The sequence below is a fragment of the Nicoliella spurrieriana genome (assembly GCF_023380205.1).
Taxonomy (GTDB): domain Bacteria; phylum Bacillota; class Bacilli; order Lactobacillales; family Lactobacillaceae; genus Nicoliella; species Nicoliella spurrieriana.
Map to the genome: position 1 here is coordinate 102,413 of NZ_CP093361.1, position 17,560 is coordinate 119,972.

Genomic DNA, 17,560 nt, shown 5'->3' on the forward strand with positions numbered 1-17,560 from the left:
GAATTTTACCCCAATTATTCATTATCTTTATCTAGTCTATTCTAACATTTTCAACGTAAATTTAAAACGATAAACATAAAATCAATTTAATTAGCGTGCTAGAGTAAGCCCCTGGACTGATTTAGCCCCATTTTCAATTAGTAACCGGGCCGCAAATCGAATCGTGGTCCCGGTAGTATAAACATCATCAACGATCAAAACATCCCGTTGGGCAATCCTTCCAATTAACTTAGGATCAACTATGAACGGTTGTTCCATCGCTTTTCGTTGATCCCGCCCCCGTTGTGATTGATCAATGTTTTTTTGGTGGTTCTTAGTCAATAAACACTCAATCGTTTGCACCTGCAATAACCCTAGCGTTTGATTAAAGCCCCGCCGTTGTAGAGTTATTGGTGTTAATGGAATTGGGACGATGACGCGGCCACTGGCAGTTGCACTTTCACTTAGTTCCGCGGCAAATACGGTTCGTAATTGATAATCCCCCACAAACTTATAGCGGTGCATAAATTCCTTCATCGCCACATTGTACTGATACAGCGAGTGGTTAACAAATTGGAAGTCAGTCTTTGCTTGCCATTCTAAGCAGTCTTCACAATCCTCAGACTCAATTCCTAGTTTATTACAACTAGTACAGGTCGGTTGGTCAGCTAACCGATTAAAACGGTTCTGACACTTATTGCATATAACTGAATTAACGGACGGTGCTAAGCTCAATAGCCAACCAATTGTTACCTGATTTGATAAGTAATTTTGACATAGTAAGCACTTATTCATGATTTAACTTTTGCGCGCCCAACCGGTTCATATGCGCAATTTGGCGAACGGCTCCCGCAACGTTTTTGGCATTACTGTGGATAAAGAAATCCACATCGCCGAACGGACGATCAGCCTTACGACCGACCCGCCCAGCGATTTGGACTAATGCCGGCGTAGAGAAAATATCCTCATCGGCACCTAATACGATTACGTCGATTCCAGGAAACGTCACCCCGCGTTCCAAAATGGTGGTCGTTATTAAAAAGACCAGGTGCAACTCCCGCATGGCAGTAACCTTGGTTAAGCGGTGCGGGTCTTCAGAATGAACGGTCATGAACTGAGCTGTATCTGGTAACACTTTCGCTAAAACCTCAGCCACCGGTTTTAAGTCCCGAACATGGGGAACGAATAATAAGAAGCGCTGGTTTGTACGCACCTTCATCCGCACCAGGTCAATTAACCGGCGGGGCAGCTTGCCCTTCGTTAACTTCTCACGCCAATATGGCACGTACCGCCGCTTAATCTGCGGTAATAAGTGCCGGTGGAACCGTAACGGTAAGTAACTGATCGAAAGTTGCTTTTGCCTCACTAATTTCAATAAATCTGCACTGGGGGTCGCAGTCAAAAATAACCGCGCGCCATCTGGTTTGATTGCGTTATCGACCGCATAGTGAAGCCCTGCATCTTGAGCGTATGGAAACGAGTCGACCTCATCAATAATTAAAATATCGAATGCCCGATAAAAACGGAGCAGTTGGTGAGTTGTACAAATCGTTAGTTGCGAGTATTGATACTTTTCACTTTGGCGTCCGTGTAATAAAATCATAGGTGTAGTAGCAAATGCCTCTTTAATTCTGGGAAAGAGCTCAATGCACACGTCGACCCGTGGCGAAGCAATTGCAATCCGCAGTCGATTTTGTAGCGCCCATTTAATCCCGGGAAATAACATTTCCGTCTTGCCAGCCCCAGTTACCGCCCATAGTAAGTGGGCCTTGCGACGCTGAAAATGATCGATAATGGTATTAGAACACTGTAATTGATCGGTAGTCAATCGTCCTTGCCAGGTCAACGGATTATTTGGTGGTTCAAATTGATTGGGTTCGTTAGCGTAAGCTAAATCACAATTACTAACCATTCGCCCCAGGTTAATGCATTCTGGACAGTAAAAATGATTCCCGGGCAGGGCACTGCTTTGACAGTCAGTCCTCATTCCACAGCGTTGACACTCAATTTGCCCATTCAATTTTTTAATGGCTGGCCGTGTTTTCAGACCCGTAGCATCTAAAACGGCGGCATCAATCTCAAATGTGTTAATTTGACGCCCATAAAGTTCATTAATTTTCGTAATCATAATTTATCACCCATTCATTAAATACGCATAAAATATTCAAAGGAGCTTCTAAAATGGAAAAAGAACAAACTTATTTAACGGTTAAAACTAGTGGTTCAAATGAAATTGACATTAAGAAATCCCGGTTCATCGGTAGTGTGAAGCGGGTCAAGACCGAAGCTGAAGCAAAGGAATTCGTTGCCCAGATCATCGAGGAAAATAAATCAGCGACCCATAATTGTTTTGCATACATGGTGGGGCAAGATGATCACATCCAACGTAAGAGTGACAATGGTGAACCATCCGGAACCGCCGGGCTCCCGATTTTAGACGCCATCAAGCTCAAACAACTCCATGATGTTGCGGTCGTGGTTACGAGGTACTTTGGTGGAATTAAGCTAGGGGCCGGTGGATTGATTAGAGCTTATAGCAATGCGACAACCGAAGCAATCAATAAGGTGGGCGTCGTGGAACGAATCCTCCAAACGAAAATCAATATCGAAATTGAATATTCATTGTTGGAACAATTGAAGTACTTTTTAGAACAATCAGATATCTATATTGACGATATTCAATATGGTGCAGATGTTACCGTGGTGGTAGCAGTGCCAGCAGATCAAATTGAAGGGTTTAAAAAGCAGGTCATTGAGCTATTAAATGACCGTGCAAAAATTTCAACTGGTGATCAAGAATACTTTGAAGTGGATTACCATCAAGGTAAGGATCGTTACAAAAAAGGATCAATTGACCTCAAATAACGGGGGCGATTGATCCTTTTTTAATGATTACTTTTACTGGTGGTGTTCTTTACCACCCGCTTAATCCATTTTAAAAGCGGCTGCCGATTCTTGCCAACCAATCCAATGGACTCCACAAATAATTCGAGCCCAATTAAAGTGGCAATCGTGAGTAAAATACTACCCCATAGATTGGAAATCGGATAAAGGAGTGAGATGAACGAAAAAATCATTGCAATTCCATAAATCACTAACACGGTCTGGCGGTGGGTCAATCCCATCTGCATTAACCGATGGTGTAGATGGTGCTTATCGGCATGTGAAATGGGTTGGCGGTTCAATACCCGCCTTAAGATAGCATAAACGGTATCGGTAATCGGGACTCCTAGAATAATTACTGGAATAATCACGGTAATGAAGGTTGCATTTTTTAGTCCATTTAGTGAAAAGACTGAAATCATGAACCCGATAAATAACGAACCCGTATCGCCTAAATAAATGCGCGCTGGGAAAAAATTGTACGGTAAGAATCCAACACATGCAACGACCAGTGTAAAAATCATGATGGATACATATGTATTTCCAACGTTCAAGAAAAACATCCCAGTAATTCCCATTGTGGTGAGGGCAATAATTGCAACTCCGGTAGCTAATCCATCCAAGCCGTCAATTAAATTAACCGCATTCGTGATCGCTAAGATCCAGATCCAAGTAATTGGTAAACTTAACCACCCTAAATGAAATGAGCCCAATAGAGGTAACGTGATGATGGTCATTCTGACATGCGCAAAGAAGTAAACGAACAATGCTGCTAGGGTAATTCCTAAAACCTTTTGCTTGGGATTTAGAGTATAAATATCGTCTAATACTCCGGTAATGATAATTAGGATTTCACCACCTAATATCCCCCATAGTTGGGGGCCTGGAATTAAGTTGTGCATTAATCCGGCCGTTGCGAACGTATAGGAAGCAAAGATGGCTAGTCCCCCAAGGGTGGGCATCGGCACCTTATTGACCCGCCGCTTATTCGGATCATCTTCGGCGCCAACTTTAAACGCTAGTTTCCGAATGAACGGAGTTAAAACCGCCGAAAGTAACATGGTCGCGAATAAGCAAACGATTATCTTTAATTTCAATCCTGCACCTCCCTATTCAATAATTGTATAAATCCAATTATACAAATCCACCAATCTAAAAACAACCCAATCAAAAAGAGTTATCACAATTGTAATATGCAATAACTCCTAATTAAAAGTTTATCTAAGGTGGTAGTTATAGGTACTAACCACAATATTTTGACGCGAATTCAATGCCGCCCGCAAGCGTAACCCACTCTGGTTGTGTAGAATTTGCTGCCAGTAATGCTTAGGGACGAATTGGGGAACCAACACCGTGGTGGTGTTGCCCTCATATTCAGCCCGCTTCGCAATTACGTCACAGAACCGTAACGTTGGATTAACAATTGAACGGTACGAAGAATGAATGTCCACAAATCGGACGCCTGGAAAGGCCGTTTTAAAATCACTAGCCACCTTTTGTTCCTTTTTAGGATTCGAATCAAACGAAACGTGCATCGCAATAATGTCATCACTGATCGATTTAGCATATGAAATCGCATTGGTAGTCATTGCTGTGACATCACTAATCAAGACGATTACAGTGGCGCCACTAAACGTTTCTGGAATTGCTTCCGCTTCATGACTAACTTCTAATTGTTCACTGACCCGCTTATAGTGCTCATTGATTCGGTAGAACATTAAAATTAGCAGTGGCATCACAATGAAGTATGGCCAAACGTTCACAAAGTGAAGCAGCAATAAGAAGACCACTAGAATCGCTGAAATCAGGGCCCCGATAAAGTTAATCGTAGCCTTTAGAATCCAAGCTCCCTCACGATGCTTCCGCCAGTGTAAAATCATCCCCGACTGTGAAAGGGTAAACGGAATAAAGACCCCAATCGAATAAAGTGGCACCAAGAGGTTCGTTTCACCATTAAACATGATGATTAAAACGAACGCCCCGATTGCCAGTGAAATAATCCCATTAGAATACCCTAGCCGGTCCCCCTTATCCAGGTAAGCATGTGGCAAGAACTTGTCCCGAGCAAGGTTATAAGCAAGAATGGGGAACGCCGAAAACCCGGTGTTCGCAGCAACCGCCAGAATCATTGCCGTTGAAAGTTGTAAAACATAAAATAAAATGCCACCATGCCCAAAAATGCCGCTACCAATTTGAGAAAGCACGGTAACATGCGCATTGGGCTTAATGCCCATGTAGTAACTCAAAAACGTAATGCCACCAAAGAAGAACGCCAAAATCAAGGCCATGATGGCTAACGTATGTGAAGCCATTTTCTCCTTGGGTTGCTTAAAGTTAGGCACGGAGTTACTGATGGCTTCCACCCCGGTTAATGAAGATGATCCAGACGAAAAAGCCTTGAAGAATAACAACAACGTCATTCCCTGAACGGGCGTTCCGACCGCACTAGCAGCACTGTATGTAATGTGCCCAGTGGCAATGTTATAGCCACCCCAGATAATCATTATAAAGATCATCAAGATAAATAGATACACCGGAACCGTTAAAATGGATGCTGATTCGCGCATTCCACGTAGGTTTAATAACATAATCAAAACCACAATTAAACACGAAATTAGGACCCGGTAGTTATATAGTGCAGGAATGGCTGACGTGATTGCTTCGGTCCCGGAAGTAGTTGATACCGCAACGGTCAGCATGTAGTCAACTAGCAATGATCCGCCAGCGACTAATCCTGCCGTTCGACCCCAGTTATCACTAGCAACTAAATAGGCCCCTCCACCAGATGGATAGGCATAGATAATTTGTTGATAGGATAACGTAATGCAAATAATAACACTAATACCAATGCTGCAATCCAAATTTGGTAAACCAATGCTGCAACCGAAAGCGTCAGGAGCACCGCAGTGATCTGTTCGGTTCCGTAAGCAACGGATGAAAGCGCATCGGATGATAACAATGCCAATCCTTTGAATTTATTAAGGGATTGGCCACCCTCATCGGTTGATTTCAATGGCTTTCCAATTAATAATCGTTTTAAATAACGCCACATGAAAATGACCTCACTTTATTGATGTACTTGTTAAGAAAATGTAAAACTGTTTATGCAATTCTTAATTTTACTACATTTTGTTAAATATTTCATAACTATTTTAAGCAAACAAAAAGAGAACCGCTTAACAGCAGCCCTCTCAGTTAAAACATTATTAAATTACATCATTCCGCCCATACCTGGTTGTGGAGGTAATGGGTTATTATTTTCTTCCTTTGGTTCGTTTGCAACCACTGCTTCAGTCGTAAGCAATAGTGCTGAAACGGAAGCGGCATTTTGTAATGCTGAACGACTAACCTTGGTTGGGTCAATCACACCAGCCTTGATCATATCTTCGTAGGTCCCGTCAGCAGCGTTGTAACCAACCCCTGGCTTTTGATCTCTGAGGTGGTCAACGATTACGGAACCATCAACCCCTGCATTGTGAGCAATTTGTCTAACTGGTGCTTCAAGCGCCCGCCGAACAATTTGCACCCCGGTGTTTTCATCACCATCAGCCTTAATGGCATCAATATCCTTAAGAATATTAATGTAGGCAGTTCCACCACCGGGAACGTAACCTTCTTCAACGGCGGCCCGGGTAGCGTTCAATGCATCTTCAATTCTGTACTTACGTTCCTTTAATTCGGTTTCGGTAGCAGCACCGACCCGGACTACGGCAACTCCACCGGCTAATTTAGCAAGGCGTTCCTTTAACTTATCACGGTCAAAGTCAGAAGTCGTCTTTTCGATTTGCGTCTTAATTTCGCTGACCCGATCGGCAATCTGGTCCTTATCACCAGCACCTTGGACGATGGTCGTACTATCCTTAGTAACGTTAACCTTTGATGATTGACCTAATTGGTCTAACGTAGCATCCTTTAAGTTTAAGCCTAAGTCGTCAGTGATCAAAGTCGCCCCAGTCAAAGTAGCAATATCTTGTAATTGGTCCTTCCGACGATCACCAAAACCAGGGGCCTTAACAGCAACTACGTTAAAGGTTCCACGCATCTTGTTCAATACAAGCGTTGGCAATGCTTCTCCACCAATATCATCAGCAATGATTAATAGTGAACGTCCTTGTTCAACCACTGATTGAAGCACTGGTAAGATGTCTTGAATGTTATTAATCTTCTTATCAGTAATCAAAATGTATGGGTTATCCAAGTTAGCTTCCATCTTATCGTTATCGGTCACCATGTATTGTGACATGTAACCACGATCAAATTGCATTCCTTCAACAACATCAAGGCTAGTATCAACCCCACGGGAATCTTCAATCGTAATTACTCCATCGTTACCCACTTTTTCCATGGCATCGGCAATTAATGAACCGACTTGCTTGTTAGCGGATGAAATTGAAGCAATTTGTGCAATATCATTCTTGTTCTTTACTTCGTGTGACATCTTGTGTAATGCCTTAACAGCTACCTTAGTAGCTTCTTCAATTCCGCGACGGACGCCCACAGGATTAGCACCGGCGGTAACGTTCTTCAAGCCTTCGTTAACGATTGCCTGGGTTAAAACGGTGGCAGTCGTGGTCCCATCACCAGCAATATCGTTAGTCTTGGATGCAACTTCAGCAACTAATTTAGCACCCATATTTTCAAAATGGTCTGGTAATTCAATTGCCTTTGCAATCGTAACCCCATCGTTAGTAATGTTTGGGTTTCCGGCACCTTCTTCAAGAACCACATTGCGCCCCTTAGGTCCCAATGTCGTTTTAACCGTATCAGCTAGTTTATCTACTCCATTAAGCAATGATCTTCTAGCACTTTCTGAAAATTTAACTTCCTTAGCCATTTATTCTCACCTCATAAATTAGATTTTATTTTGAATGGTTTAATTTTAAATTAATTAGTCAATCACTGCGACTAAATCTTTATCATGCAAAACTAAGTAGGATTGTCCTTCATAGTCAACTGAAGTTCCTGAGTACTTATCAAATAAAACAGTGTCACCCTTTTTAACGGATGGTGCAACTTGCTTGCCGTTATCAAGAACTCGACCATCCCCAACAGCAACAACCTTCCCGGTTTGTGGCTTTTCCTTAGCATTACTTGCTAATACAATTCCACCGACTGTTTTTTCCTTTGCTTCCTCAACTTCAACGATGACACGATCACCTAATGGCTTTAACACATTAATCCCTCCAAGTTCATTTACAACTTTATTTTAGCACTTGATGTCCATCAGTGCTAATCACTGTCTTAAATATATCTGTTTTTAATTTTAATTGCAACCATTTTGACTGAATTAAAAAATGTGCACGTAAATTAACTTACATGCACATTCTAAATGGTTAACTTTGATGCGTCGATGATTTTGATTTAAAACTAGTATTCATTAAACTTACTTAATATAATGTTCAATAAAATAAATTAACGTCTGTAATTCATTCGTTAAATCCACGTTTTGGACCGTCACGTTTTCCGGCGTGGATAGTCTGACCTGCGTAAAATTAAGGAACCCTTCCGCTCCGGCTTTAATTGCATTATCACAAACTTCCTGCGCCACTTTAGATGGAACGGTCAAAATGACCACCTTAATTTGTTGATCACGCAGTTGTTGAATCATTTCTTCATATGAGTAGATCGGCACGCCATTTTGAATCGTATTGATCATGCGTTCCTTGGTATCAAAGGCTGCTGAAATTCTAACGTTGCTATCACGGTGAAAGTTAAAATTAAGCAGGGCCTGGCCAAAGTTACCAACCCCCACTAACGCTACGTTAGTTAAGCGGTCTTCGTTCAAAATGCGCTTGAAAAAGTTTAAAAGATTATCAACGTCATATCCGTAGCCCCGCTTGCCAAGCGCCCCAAAGTATGAAAAATCTCTGCGGATGGTTGCGGAATCGACTTGAATTGCATCCGCAAATTTATTTGAGGAAATTCGTTCAACTTTAGAATCATGTAGAATGGTAAGGTATCGATAGTAAATCGGTAATCGTTTTGCGGTTGCTCGTGGAATTTTATTTTCAGCCATAATTAACGTTCCTCCTGGCATTTGCATTCAAAAAAACATTTTACAGATTATTCTATCACAAAAAGTAACTTTGTGAAATATCAATCAATTATATCAGATTCATAATTTCATATTATTCACAAATTATGATAAAATTATCCATAAATTACCATAAAACAAAGGGGTGAGGACTTGCAAATATTACAAGTAAATAACGTTACCAAAAGATTTGACGGTGTGCCAATTTTCACAAATGTTAGTATGAATGTTGAAAATCACGCCCGAATTGGACTAGTGGGCCGCAACGGGGCTGGTAAATCAACTCTCGTTAAGATGATCATTGGGGAGGAAAGCGTTGATGCCGGCACCATTACCGAAAAAAACGGTTTAACCGTTGGCTACCTTTCACAAAACACCGGTCTCCATTCTGAGCAAAATGTTTGGGACGAAATGCTCAGCGTTTTCGCCGAGTTAATTAAAACCGAACGAAAAATGCACGCCCTCGAACAACAAATGAGCGATCAACAAGTGAATCAAGATCCAAATAAGCTCGCCGAAGTTACTAAGTCATACGATACCATGCAGGCTAATTTTACTGCTAACCATGGTTACAGCTATCAAGCTGAAATTAAGGCAGTCTTAAATGGATTCGGGTTTGGTGAAGAGTACTACGATCAACCAGTTAACTCACTATCAGGTGGTCAACAAACTCAATTAGCACTGGCTAAGTTGCTCCTTGAAAAACGGGACCTATTGATCCTAGATGAACCTACTAACCATTTAGATGTTGAGACCATTACCTGGCTTGAGGGGTATGTCCAAAATTACCCTGGGGCACTATTGATCATCTCCCATGACCGGTACTTTATGGACAAGCTAGTCAATGAAGTGTATGACCTAGATAATGGCTCGATGACCTACTACAAGGGTGACTACACTAGCTTTGTAAAACAAAAACAAGCTCGTTATGCAGAACGGCTCCATGCCTATGAAAAGCAACAAGCCGAAATTAAAAAAATGAAGGATTTTATCGACAAAAACATCGTGCGGGCTTCGACCACTAATCGGGCCCAAGCCCGCCGGAAACAACTAGCTAAAATGCACAAGCTAGAAAAGCCATTCGACAATAATAAGGTTGCTCAGTTCCGGTTTACCGCAGCAAAGCCTAGCGGAAACATTGTGCTTACGGTTCGTGACTTAGCGGTCGGCTACGATGGCAATGTGATTGCTAGTCCCATCAATATTGATGAAAAAAAGCACCAATCAATTGCGATCATCGGTCCCAACGGGGTTGGTAAATCGACGCTCCTTAAAACCATCCTAGGGCAACAGCCCAAATTAGCTGGTACGGTAACCTTCGGGACCGGTGTTACGATTGGTTACTACGATCAAAAGCAGGAGTCGTTACACAGTGATAAAACCGTCCTCAATGAAATTTGGGACGATTATCCCACCACATCAGAGGGGCGCATTCGGACCATTTTAGGTAGTTTTTTGTTTTCCGGAAACGACGTTGAAAAGGTCGTGGGGAACCTTTCCGGTGGTGAAAAAGCACGGTTAATGCTTACCAAGTTAGCAATGGACCATGATAACTTCTTAATGTTGGATGAACCCACTAACCACTTGGATATCGAAAGTCGGGAAGTATTAGAAACCGCCTTAAAGTTATTTGATGGGACGATTCTATTCGTTTCTCATGATCGGTACTTCATTAACCAGGTGGCTAGTGAAATCATCGAAATTACGCCCGATGGATCACAAAGATACCTTGGTAATTACGATTACTACGTGGAAAAGAAGGAGGATGAAATTGCCCAAGCAAAACACGATGCCGAACAACTGGCAGAGCAACATCCCGAACAAAATCAACCCGTTCAATCCAAAGGCCGGGTCGATTATCAACAAAGCAAACAAGACCAAAAGCGGGCCCGCAAGCTAAAACGGCAAATTAGTGATATTGAAGCCCAAATGGGAATGCTTAGTAAGCGGCATACTGAAATCGAGGACCAAATGGCTCACCTAGCATCAGCCCAAAAGATTGGTGAATTAAATGACCTTCAAACGGAACTCGAACAAATTAACCAACAAAACGAGGAACTATCAAATCAGTGGACTGAACTTAGTCTGGAATTGGAAACCCTTGAATCATAATTAAATTAAAAGCACTTTTGACTTGTTTATTACATTGAGCCAAAAGTGCTTTTAATTTTCAATCCCTACTTAATTACGTCCGGAGCCCAGTCAAATTCTAGGCTGGGGTCAGCATTTAAATCTAACCCAGCGAAGTGCCCTTCTTTGAACAATACATAGGCAGCAGCACCGATCATTGCAGCATTATCACCACATAGTTTACGGGGCGCCATTAATAATTCAGTCGCTGGTAGTTGATCAATCGCTGATTGCAATTGCTTTCTCAGCCCGTTATTAGCAGCCACACCACCGGCTAGGATCAATTGCTTAACTGGATAATGTTTGAGTGCCCGAAGCGTCTTATCAACTAATACGTCCACAACTGCACTTTGGAAACTAGTGGCCAAATCATCATGATTCAGCTTTGCCCCCACCTGTTCAGCATGGTGGTAAGTATTAATAAAGGCACTCTTTAGTCCACTAAAACTAAAATCATAGTTGGGGTCCTTATCCATTGCCCGTGGAAAATGAAATGTATCATGCCCCTTCGCAGCCATCGCATCAACGGTGGGGCCCGCAGGATAGTTAATTCCTAAGACCCGTCCGACCTTATCATAGGCTTCGCCAGCGGCATCATCACGAGTTTCACCAATAATTTCAAAGGTCCCTGCTTCAGGCATGTAAACTAATTCGGTGTGCCCACCAGAAACCACTAGCGCTAATGCTGGAAATGCAATGGGTTCCACAAACCGGGCAGCATAGATGTGTCCCGCCAAGTGATTGACCGGAATTAATGGTAAGTGGTGCGCCCAGGCAACCATCTTAGCTGCCGTGACCCCAATTAACAATGCCCCCACTAACCCCGGGCCATAAGTAACGGCCACTGCTGAAAGATCATCGTAGGTTACGTGTGCCTCTTGCATTGCGTCACGAATACAGATGGTAATTTCTTCAATGTGATGGCGACTGGCAACTTCTGGAACCACCCCACCAAAGCGCTTATGGCTTTTAATTTGAGTGGCAACTACGTTCGAGCAAATTTTAGCGCCATCCTCAATAATCGCAACGCTAGTTTCATCACAACTAGATTCGAATGCCATGATTAAATTTCGTTTCAAGATAATTCCCCCAGACTATAACCCATAATTATTAGGACGACTGTCCATTTCGCTGATGTCTAATGCCATATCAATGGCATCCTCTTGGTTATCAACGTAGTAGTTATTCTTAATTCCCGTCCGGTAAAAGCCTAAATCAGAATACAGGTGTTGAGCCCGGTAATTACTACTGCGCACCTCTAGTGTAATCTGATCATAATTAATGAGGCGCGCCTTTTTAATAATTACCGTCATTAAGTAATAAGCTAGCCCCCGGTGCTGAAATTCTTTTTGGACGGCCAAATTTGTAATGTGGCACTCTCGTTTAGTATCAAACATGGCACAACCAATAAACGCTACTAATTGGTCGTGGTACCTAATTACCAAGTACAAACGATCTTGTTCACGCTTTAATTCCTTTAACATGGTGGTGTAGTTCCAAGGGGTCTGTCCATCATAAACCGATTTTTCAATCTTTAATAACTCTGGAATATCCGTTACCATGGCCTTCCCAATAAAATACTTAGCATCCTTAATTTCAACGATATGGTTTTTAACCGCGATTTGTTGTTCACGAAAAACCTGATTACTTTTCAAGAATAAATTGTGGTACCATTTTCTAAATTTTTTCAACATATGAATTGGAATCCTCTTCTGGGTGTAGTTTTTGCCAATCAGCTTCGGCCTTGGTCAACCGGAGATAATTAGGGACGAACGTATCAATATCCTGGACTGGTGGCAGTGTTTGTCCAAACAATCCTAAATTAGCAGCTTGTGGTAAATTATTGAGATTCTGAACTAGTGTAAAGTTGCTTGGGAGCTGCGCTTTAAAGTGGTTTGCATCTGCAACCCCAATGATGGATTCATTTTGATAGTCGGCAAGCTTAGCTAGCCACCGTTCTAATGAAACGTGTTGGTCGGGAATGACCACCATGGGTTTCCCATCCTGAATCCGATAAAGTCCGGTAAACAGGTTTTGATTTCTAGCATCGAAAATGGGGTTAACTAACTGTCCCTCACGAGTGAAGTTCAGCGCTAACGTTTGCAAGCTCGAAACCCCGACTAGTTTGATTCCTAACGTAAATGCCAATACCTTTGCAGTGGCGGTGGCAATTCGAATCCCAGTGTATGAGCCGGGTCCATAGGCGACTACCACCCGGTCTAAGTCATCCGGTGCCAGCCCACAATCATCCATTAATTGATCAATAATGGGTAGGAGATACTGGGCATGTTTTTGGTGGATGGTCGTGGTGGTGGTGGCTAATATTTGTTGGTCCTCTAATACTGCAATGCTTAAGGGCCGATTAGAAGCATCCAATGCTAAAACCTTCATAAAATATTCTCCCTATTATCATTTATTTTAATTAATTTTATTATATCTGCTTGCAATCAAAAAAGCGAACTAGATATTAATCTACCTCGCCATCAGGTTGCCAAGTAAAGTTGGCGACTGCCGCTAAATTACCGTTATTATAAATTTCGTGCCTGGTCACCGTCTGATCATCGATGGTCAAACGTTCATACTTGCTTTCAATCGTGTTTCCATAGCGCACTTCATTATCGTACTTTAAATTAATGTGTGCAGGCTGATGGCTAATTAAAAAATCATATGGCAACAGGTCAATCATCCAATCTAAATAACGGGTATTATTAACGTGGATGTTAGTATCAATATCACTATACCGAATCCGGTATTCACGACTTGCGGTTACTTGCTCAATTTTCTTAGGTTTTTTAAACCGGGGGGTTAACCGGACTGCCTCTGAATGATATGGAGCCACAATTTCAGGCGGAATCGGTGCCAACCGCCGTTGTTCCACGTTCATGGCGACCCATAGACTCTTAATTGAGATGCATTGGTTACCAGCCTCATCGAGCACCCAGTATTCACGGAATGCAAAGAATTTATTGTAAGAGCTGGGCTGAGTCTGTAAAGTAATGTGCTCATCAGTCTTTGGGAGATGATCAATTTCTAAATCATATTGAATCACAACCCATGTTACCCCAAAGGATAGAATGAATTGATCAGTTAATCCTAAATCAATATTTTGATCTTCGGATACCAAAATAATCATATTCAATAACATGGGTAGTGTCACACGATTTTGATTATCAGTCTCATAATAGGTAATCCGGTGGTCTTCACTATATTTATTAGCGATGGCTCAGCCCTCCCTTTCAATATGGTGGTAAAGGTTATAAACTTCCTGCTTTTTAATCTGGTGAAGCTTCGCCACCCGCTTAATTGCGGAATTGGGCTTATCACCTTGATTAATAAAGTGTTCGACTTGCTCAGGCATCGAAAGCTTTAGCAATTCATCATCAGCAGTGGAATTGACAGTACTGGCATTCTGATTTCCCGCCACAATGATGACAAATTCCCCCATCACCCGATTATTTTCAGCCCAGTCCAACAGTTCGGCCAAGTTCCCCCGATGAAAATCTTCGTACCGTTTAGTAATCTCACGGCATAAAACCGTCTGCCGATTACTTCCTAACACTTTATTCATATTCTTAAGCGTTTTTTTCAACCGGTGCGGAGCTTCATATAAAATAATGGTTTCTTGATGTTGATTGATTGCTTCTAATTCAGCAATCTGGTCACTGGGTTTGCGGTTTAAAAAGCCGTAGAAGTAAAACGGCTGGGGACTTAACCCAGATGCGATTAGCCCGGTCAACCCAGCATTGGCACCGGGCAGTGGAACCACCGGAATATTCTCCTTAATACAAGCAACCACTAGTTCATGCCCCGGATCACTAATCGACGGCATCCCCGCATCACTAGCTTGGGCAATGTTCATTCCCGCTTGCAGCTTTTGAACTAGCTCTGGAATCCGTTCCATGGTGTTATGCTCATGAAAACTAATTTCCCTAGTATCAATTTCAAAGTGGTTTAATAACTTTTGGGTGTTGCGGGTATCCTCGGCAGCAATCAAATCCACTTCACGAAGGACTTTGACCGCCCTAAACGTCATATCGTCTAAATTACCAATCGGGGTCGGAACTAAATACAAGGTCCCGGTGGGCTGATTGGCAAAACTATGTTGAACTTGCAAATTAATCCCTAACTTTCTAATTTTCGATTGATAATTTCATCACAGAACATGCAGACCTCACCATTTTCACGGGGTTTACCGTAAAACTGGTTACAAACATGAAAACCGGAATCAAATAATTTTTCCAAGGTCTTTCGCGAATCATTACGCTTATGCGCCTTTTGTGCTGGCGCTTTTTGCCCGTGCGCTTCCTTGGTTTGTGATTCCAGTAATTCACGTAAGTGTTGATTTTCAATTTCTAACTCGGAATTTTTTTCTAAAACTTCATTCATTGCTTCACGCAAGTCTGAAAAACGGGCTACCATTAGCTTGGTTTGTGACTCCATGTTCTTCAACCCGTTGTATAATTCTTTATTATTCAATGTCCATTTCACCCTTATCAATTGTTATTCCAATTTCTCAAGCACCCGCAATGTCGTTGTTTCCAAAATGGTTTGAAAGTTTAAGTTAGCAGCTAACGCACCATTATTTTTCAGTACTAATTCAATGATTTCAAGTAATTGCATTTTCGGAATTTTAAATGCAATTTGGTGAATTTGATCCTTAATTTGTGGAAAACTTAACTCCGCATCAGCGACTGCATTAAATTTTACATCTAATACGTCCCGCCATACTTCAATTAGCATGTCGATCGTAATCGCTTTGGCAGCTTGATTATTAATTAATGGGACGATATCGGTCTGCACCATCGTAAATGCAACTGGACTGTGTTTATTAAGTTGTAAAAACCATTGACTAATGGCGGTTTGAAGCTTAGCGAACCAATCATTTTCAAACCATTCGTGCACCGTCTGGAGGTTATTAGTCAGCATTGTGATCAAATGAAAGTAATTCCGATCAATTCCCATTTGAGCTAATTCTTTACTAAATACAGCTGGTGCAATTGCTGGAAAATCAACCAGCTGGGTTCGTGAAACGATCGTTGGTAATACCAATGATTTATTGTTGGTTAATAAAAACGAAACCACGTTGCCAACTGGTTCTTCAATGAACTTTAGGAGACTATTGGCGGCTTCGGTCGTCATTTTATCAGCACCATTAATGATGAAGGCCTTTTGATTCCCCTCAACCGCACTCTTCGAAAATTCAGCCTTTAGCATCCGCACTTGGTCAATTTTAATGCTAGCACCATCCGGCTGGACGATTAAAACATCTGGATGTTGACGATTAGCAATCCGAATGCACTCATTACACTGTCCACAGGGACGGCCGTTAACTGGATGTTCACAAAACAACGCCATCGTTACCTGAAGGGCAACTGCTAACTTTCCGGACCCTGATTCACCATTAAATAAGTACGCATGCGTTAAATCATGGTTGGTAACGACCCGTGCAAAATGCTCAACCAGCTGTGGTTGCTTAAATTCAGCATCACTAACGACTGTTTTGGCAACTGATTGTTCAGTAGACATTAGAATTGGTAGAACTGATCCATTGGTAGGATCATTACCGTTGCGCCACCGACTTGAATCTTAACTGGGTATGAACCCTCGTTAGCACCACCATCTAAGTTTACGGGTGGCGTCATGTATTTCTTTCTAGTCCGTGAAATATTTTTGATAATGTCCAAGACCCGTTCGACCTTTTCATCTTCAATTCCAATCATATAGGTCGTATTTCCTGATTTTAAAAACCCTCCGGTCGTGGATAACTTAGTCGCCCGAATGTTATTTTTAATAAATGACTCTTGTAACTCGCTAGTGTCCTTGTCCTGAATCACTGCAATTAATAATTTCATTATCTATCACTCCTATTTAGGTAATTTCGTAAAATCGTCATTACTGATTCATAAACTTGTTCAACCGGTTGGGTGGCATCGACCCTCACCATCCGGTCCGGATATTTTTGCACTAATTGTTCATAGGTGTCATGAACCCGTTGGTGAAAAGCACGGGTCTCCACGTCCAATCGGTCAGTATCAGCAACGCTACGGTGCTCCGCAATTCGTTGTAATCCCACCGCAACTGGAACGTCAAAGTAAATTGTAAGCCCAGGCATTAGGCCATCGGTAGCAAATTGATTCATCTCATAAACCGCCTGGCATCCAATCTGCCGACCCCCACCCTGGTAGGCTAACGAGCTATCCAAATACCGATCACTCAATACCATTTTACCATCAGCTAGGGCTGGTAAAATGGTTTCCACTAGGTGTTGGCGACGTGCAGCAGCGTATAATAATGCTTCGGTCTTGGCATCCATTTCCCGATTATTCCGGTCTAAAATCACGTTTCTAATCATTTCAGAAATTCGATTGCCACCCGGTTCACGGGTTAAAATGCTAGGCTGTTCTGTAATCGTATCTAGCGTTTCAAAAACTCGCTTTAATACGGTGGTTTTCCCGGCACCATCGGAACCCTCAAACGTAATAAAATTATTATTCATTAGTTAACTATCCTTTTTATTTACTATCTATAATTGTA

Annotated in this window: 17 protein-coding genes and 1 pseudogene; 2 read left to right on the top strand and 16 right to left on the bottom strand. The window is 42.0% G+C overall.

Annotation, left to right across the window (positions count from 1 at the left end):
• Positions 1–90: 90 nt before the first annotated feature.
• Both MOO44_RS02075 and MOO44_RS02080 read right to left on the bottom strand, forming a co-directional pair.
• A complete protein-coding gene (locus MOO44_RS02075; protein WP_260116788.1) occupies positions 91–774 on the bottom strand; it encodes a ComF family protein in 684 nt (227 codons plus the stop codon).
• On the bottom strand, positions 767–2,107 hold the full coding sequence (locus MOO44_RS02080) for an ATP-dependent helicase ComFA (RefSeq protein WP_260116789.1): 1,341 nt from the start codon (positions 2,105–2,107) through the stop codon (positions 767–769). The genes MOO44_RS02075 and MOO44_RS02080 overlap by 8 nt, the downstream gene beginning before the upstream one ends.
• Positions 2,108–2,160: 53 nt before the next feature.
• On the opposite strand from MOO44_RS02080, the gene MOO44_RS02085 reads away from it, so the two are divergent.
• Positions 2,161–2,844 carry a YigZ family protein gene (locus tag MOO44_RS02085; protein WP_260116790.1) on the top strand — a complete coding sequence of 228 codons (684 nt, stop codon included), beginning with the start codon at positions 2,161–2,163 and terminating at the stop codon, positions 2,842–2,844.
• A 20-nt stretch (positions 2,845–2,864) separates the two neighbouring features.
• Here MOO44_RS02085 and MOO44_RS02090 read toward each other — a convergent pair whose 3' ends face one another.
• The 5 genes and pseudogenes from MOO44_RS02090 to MOO44_RS02110 all read right to left on the bottom strand — a co-directional run bounded on the left by MOO44_RS02090 (position 2,865) and on the right by MOO44_RS02110 (position 8,878).
• Entirely contained in the window at positions 2,865–3,923 is a 1,059-nt protein-coding gene (locus MOO44_RS02090; protein ID WP_423802924.1) for a glycosyltransferase family 4 protein, read from the bottom strand.
• 156 nt (positions 3,924–4,079) lie between these two features.
• Positions 4,080–5,914, bottom strand: a pseudogene (locus MOO44_RS02095) (APC family permease).
• A 159-nt stretch (positions 5,915–6,073) separates the two neighbouring features.
• The gene (gene groL, locus MOO44_RS02100) at positions 6,074–7,696 is read right to left on the bottom strand and encodes a chaperonin GroEL (protein WP_260116792.1); all 1,623 of its coding nucleotides are present in this window, start codon (positions 7,694–7,696) and stop codon (positions 6,074–6,076) included.
• A gap of 54 nt (positions 7,697–7,750) precedes the next feature.
• Positions 7,751–8,035, bottom strand: a complete 285-nt coding sequence (gene groES / locus MOO44_RS02105; protein WP_260116793.1) for a co-chaperone GroES — start codon at positions 8,033–8,035, stop codon at positions 7,751–7,753.
• Positions 8,036–8,245: 210 nt separating this feature from the next.
• Positions 8,246–8,878 (bottom strand): redox-sensing transcriptional repressor Rex, encoded by a 633-nt coding sequence (locus MOO44_RS02110; protein ID WP_260116794.1) that lies wholly within the window; start codon positions 8,876–8,878, stop codon positions 8,246–8,248.
• 171 nt (positions 8,879–9,049) lie between these two features.
• Between MOO44_RS02110 and MOO44_RS02115 the strand changes: the two genes are divergently transcribed.
• Positions 9,050–11,008: an ABC-F family ATP-binding cassette domain-containing protein gene (locus MOO44_RS02115; RefSeq protein ID WP_260116795.1), complete on the top strand. Its 1,959-nt coding sequence runs from the start codon at positions 9,050–9,052 to the stop codon at positions 11,006–11,008.
• 65 nt (positions 11,009–11,073) lie between these two features.
• On the opposite strand, the gene tsaD is transcribed toward MOO44_RS02115, so the two are convergent.
• The 9 genes from tsaD to tmk form a co-directional block, all read right to left on the bottom strand.
• Positions 11,074–12,087, bottom strand: coding sequence for a tRNA (adenosine(37)-N6)-threonylcarbamoyltransferase complex transferase subunit TsaD (tsaD, locus tag MOO44_RS02120; protein ID WP_260117279.1), 1,014 nt, complete (start codon positions 12,085–12,087; stop codon positions 11,074–11,076).
• Between the two features lie 33 nt (positions 12,088–12,120).
• On the bottom strand, positions 12,121–12,720 hold the full coding sequence (rimI, locus tag MOO44_RS02125) for a ribosomal protein S18-alanine N-acetyltransferase (RefSeq protein WP_260116796.1): 600 nt from the start codon (positions 12,718–12,720) through the stop codon (positions 12,121–12,123).
• Complete coding sequence (tsaB, locus tag MOO44_RS02130; RefSeq protein WP_260116797.1) at positions 12,704–13,417, bottom strand: tRNA (adenosine(37)-N6)-threonylcarbamoyltransferase complex dimerization subunit type 1 TsaB; 714 nt, start codon at positions 13,415–13,417, stop codon at positions 12,704–12,706. The genes rimI and tsaB overlap by 17 nt, the downstream gene beginning before the upstream one ends.
• Before the next feature lie 76 nt (positions 13,418–13,493).
• Positions 13,494–14,246 (bottom strand): acyl-[acyl-carrier-protein] thioesterase, encoded by a 753-nt coding sequence (locus MOO44_RS02135; protein WP_260117280.1) that lies wholly within the window; start codon positions 14,244–14,246, stop codon positions 13,494–13,496.
• A gap of 3 nt (positions 14,247–14,249) precedes the next feature.
• Positions 14,250–15,146 carry a 16S rRNA (cytidine(1402)-2'-O)-methyltransferase gene (rsmI, locus tag MOO44_RS02140; RefSeq protein ID WP_260117281.1) on the bottom strand — a complete coding sequence of 299 codons (897 nt, stop codon included), beginning with the start codon at positions 15,144–15,146 and terminating at the stop codon, positions 14,250–14,252.
• A gap of 2 nt (positions 15,147–15,148) precedes the next feature.
• Positions 15,149–15,502: a DNA replication initiation control protein YabA gene (locus tag MOO44_RS02145; protein WP_260116798.1), complete on the bottom strand. Its 354-nt coding sequence runs from the start codon at positions 15,500–15,502 to the stop codon at positions 15,149–15,151.
• 24 nt (positions 15,503–15,526) lie between these two features.
• Positions 15,527–16,552 carry a DNA polymerase III subunit delta' gene (gene holB, locus MOO44_RS02150; protein ID WP_260116799.1) on the bottom strand — a complete coding sequence of 342 codons (1,026 nt, stop codon included), beginning with the start codon at positions 16,550–16,552 and terminating at the stop codon, positions 15,527–15,529.
• Positions 16,552–16,878 (bottom strand): cyclic-di-AMP receptor, encoded by a 327-nt coding sequence (locus tag MOO44_RS02155; RefSeq protein ID WP_260116800.1) that lies wholly within the window; start codon positions 16,876–16,878, stop codon positions 16,552–16,554. Before MOO44_RS02155 ends, holB begins: the two co-directional genes overlap by 1 nt.
• Positions 16,878–17,522, bottom strand: coding sequence for a dTMP kinase (gene tmk, locus MOO44_RS02160; protein ID WP_260116801.1), 645 nt, complete (start codon positions 17,520–17,522; stop codon positions 16,878–16,880). The genes MOO44_RS02155 and tmk overlap by 1 nt, the downstream gene beginning before the upstream one ends.
• Positions 17,523–17,560: the final 38 nt, after the last annotated feature.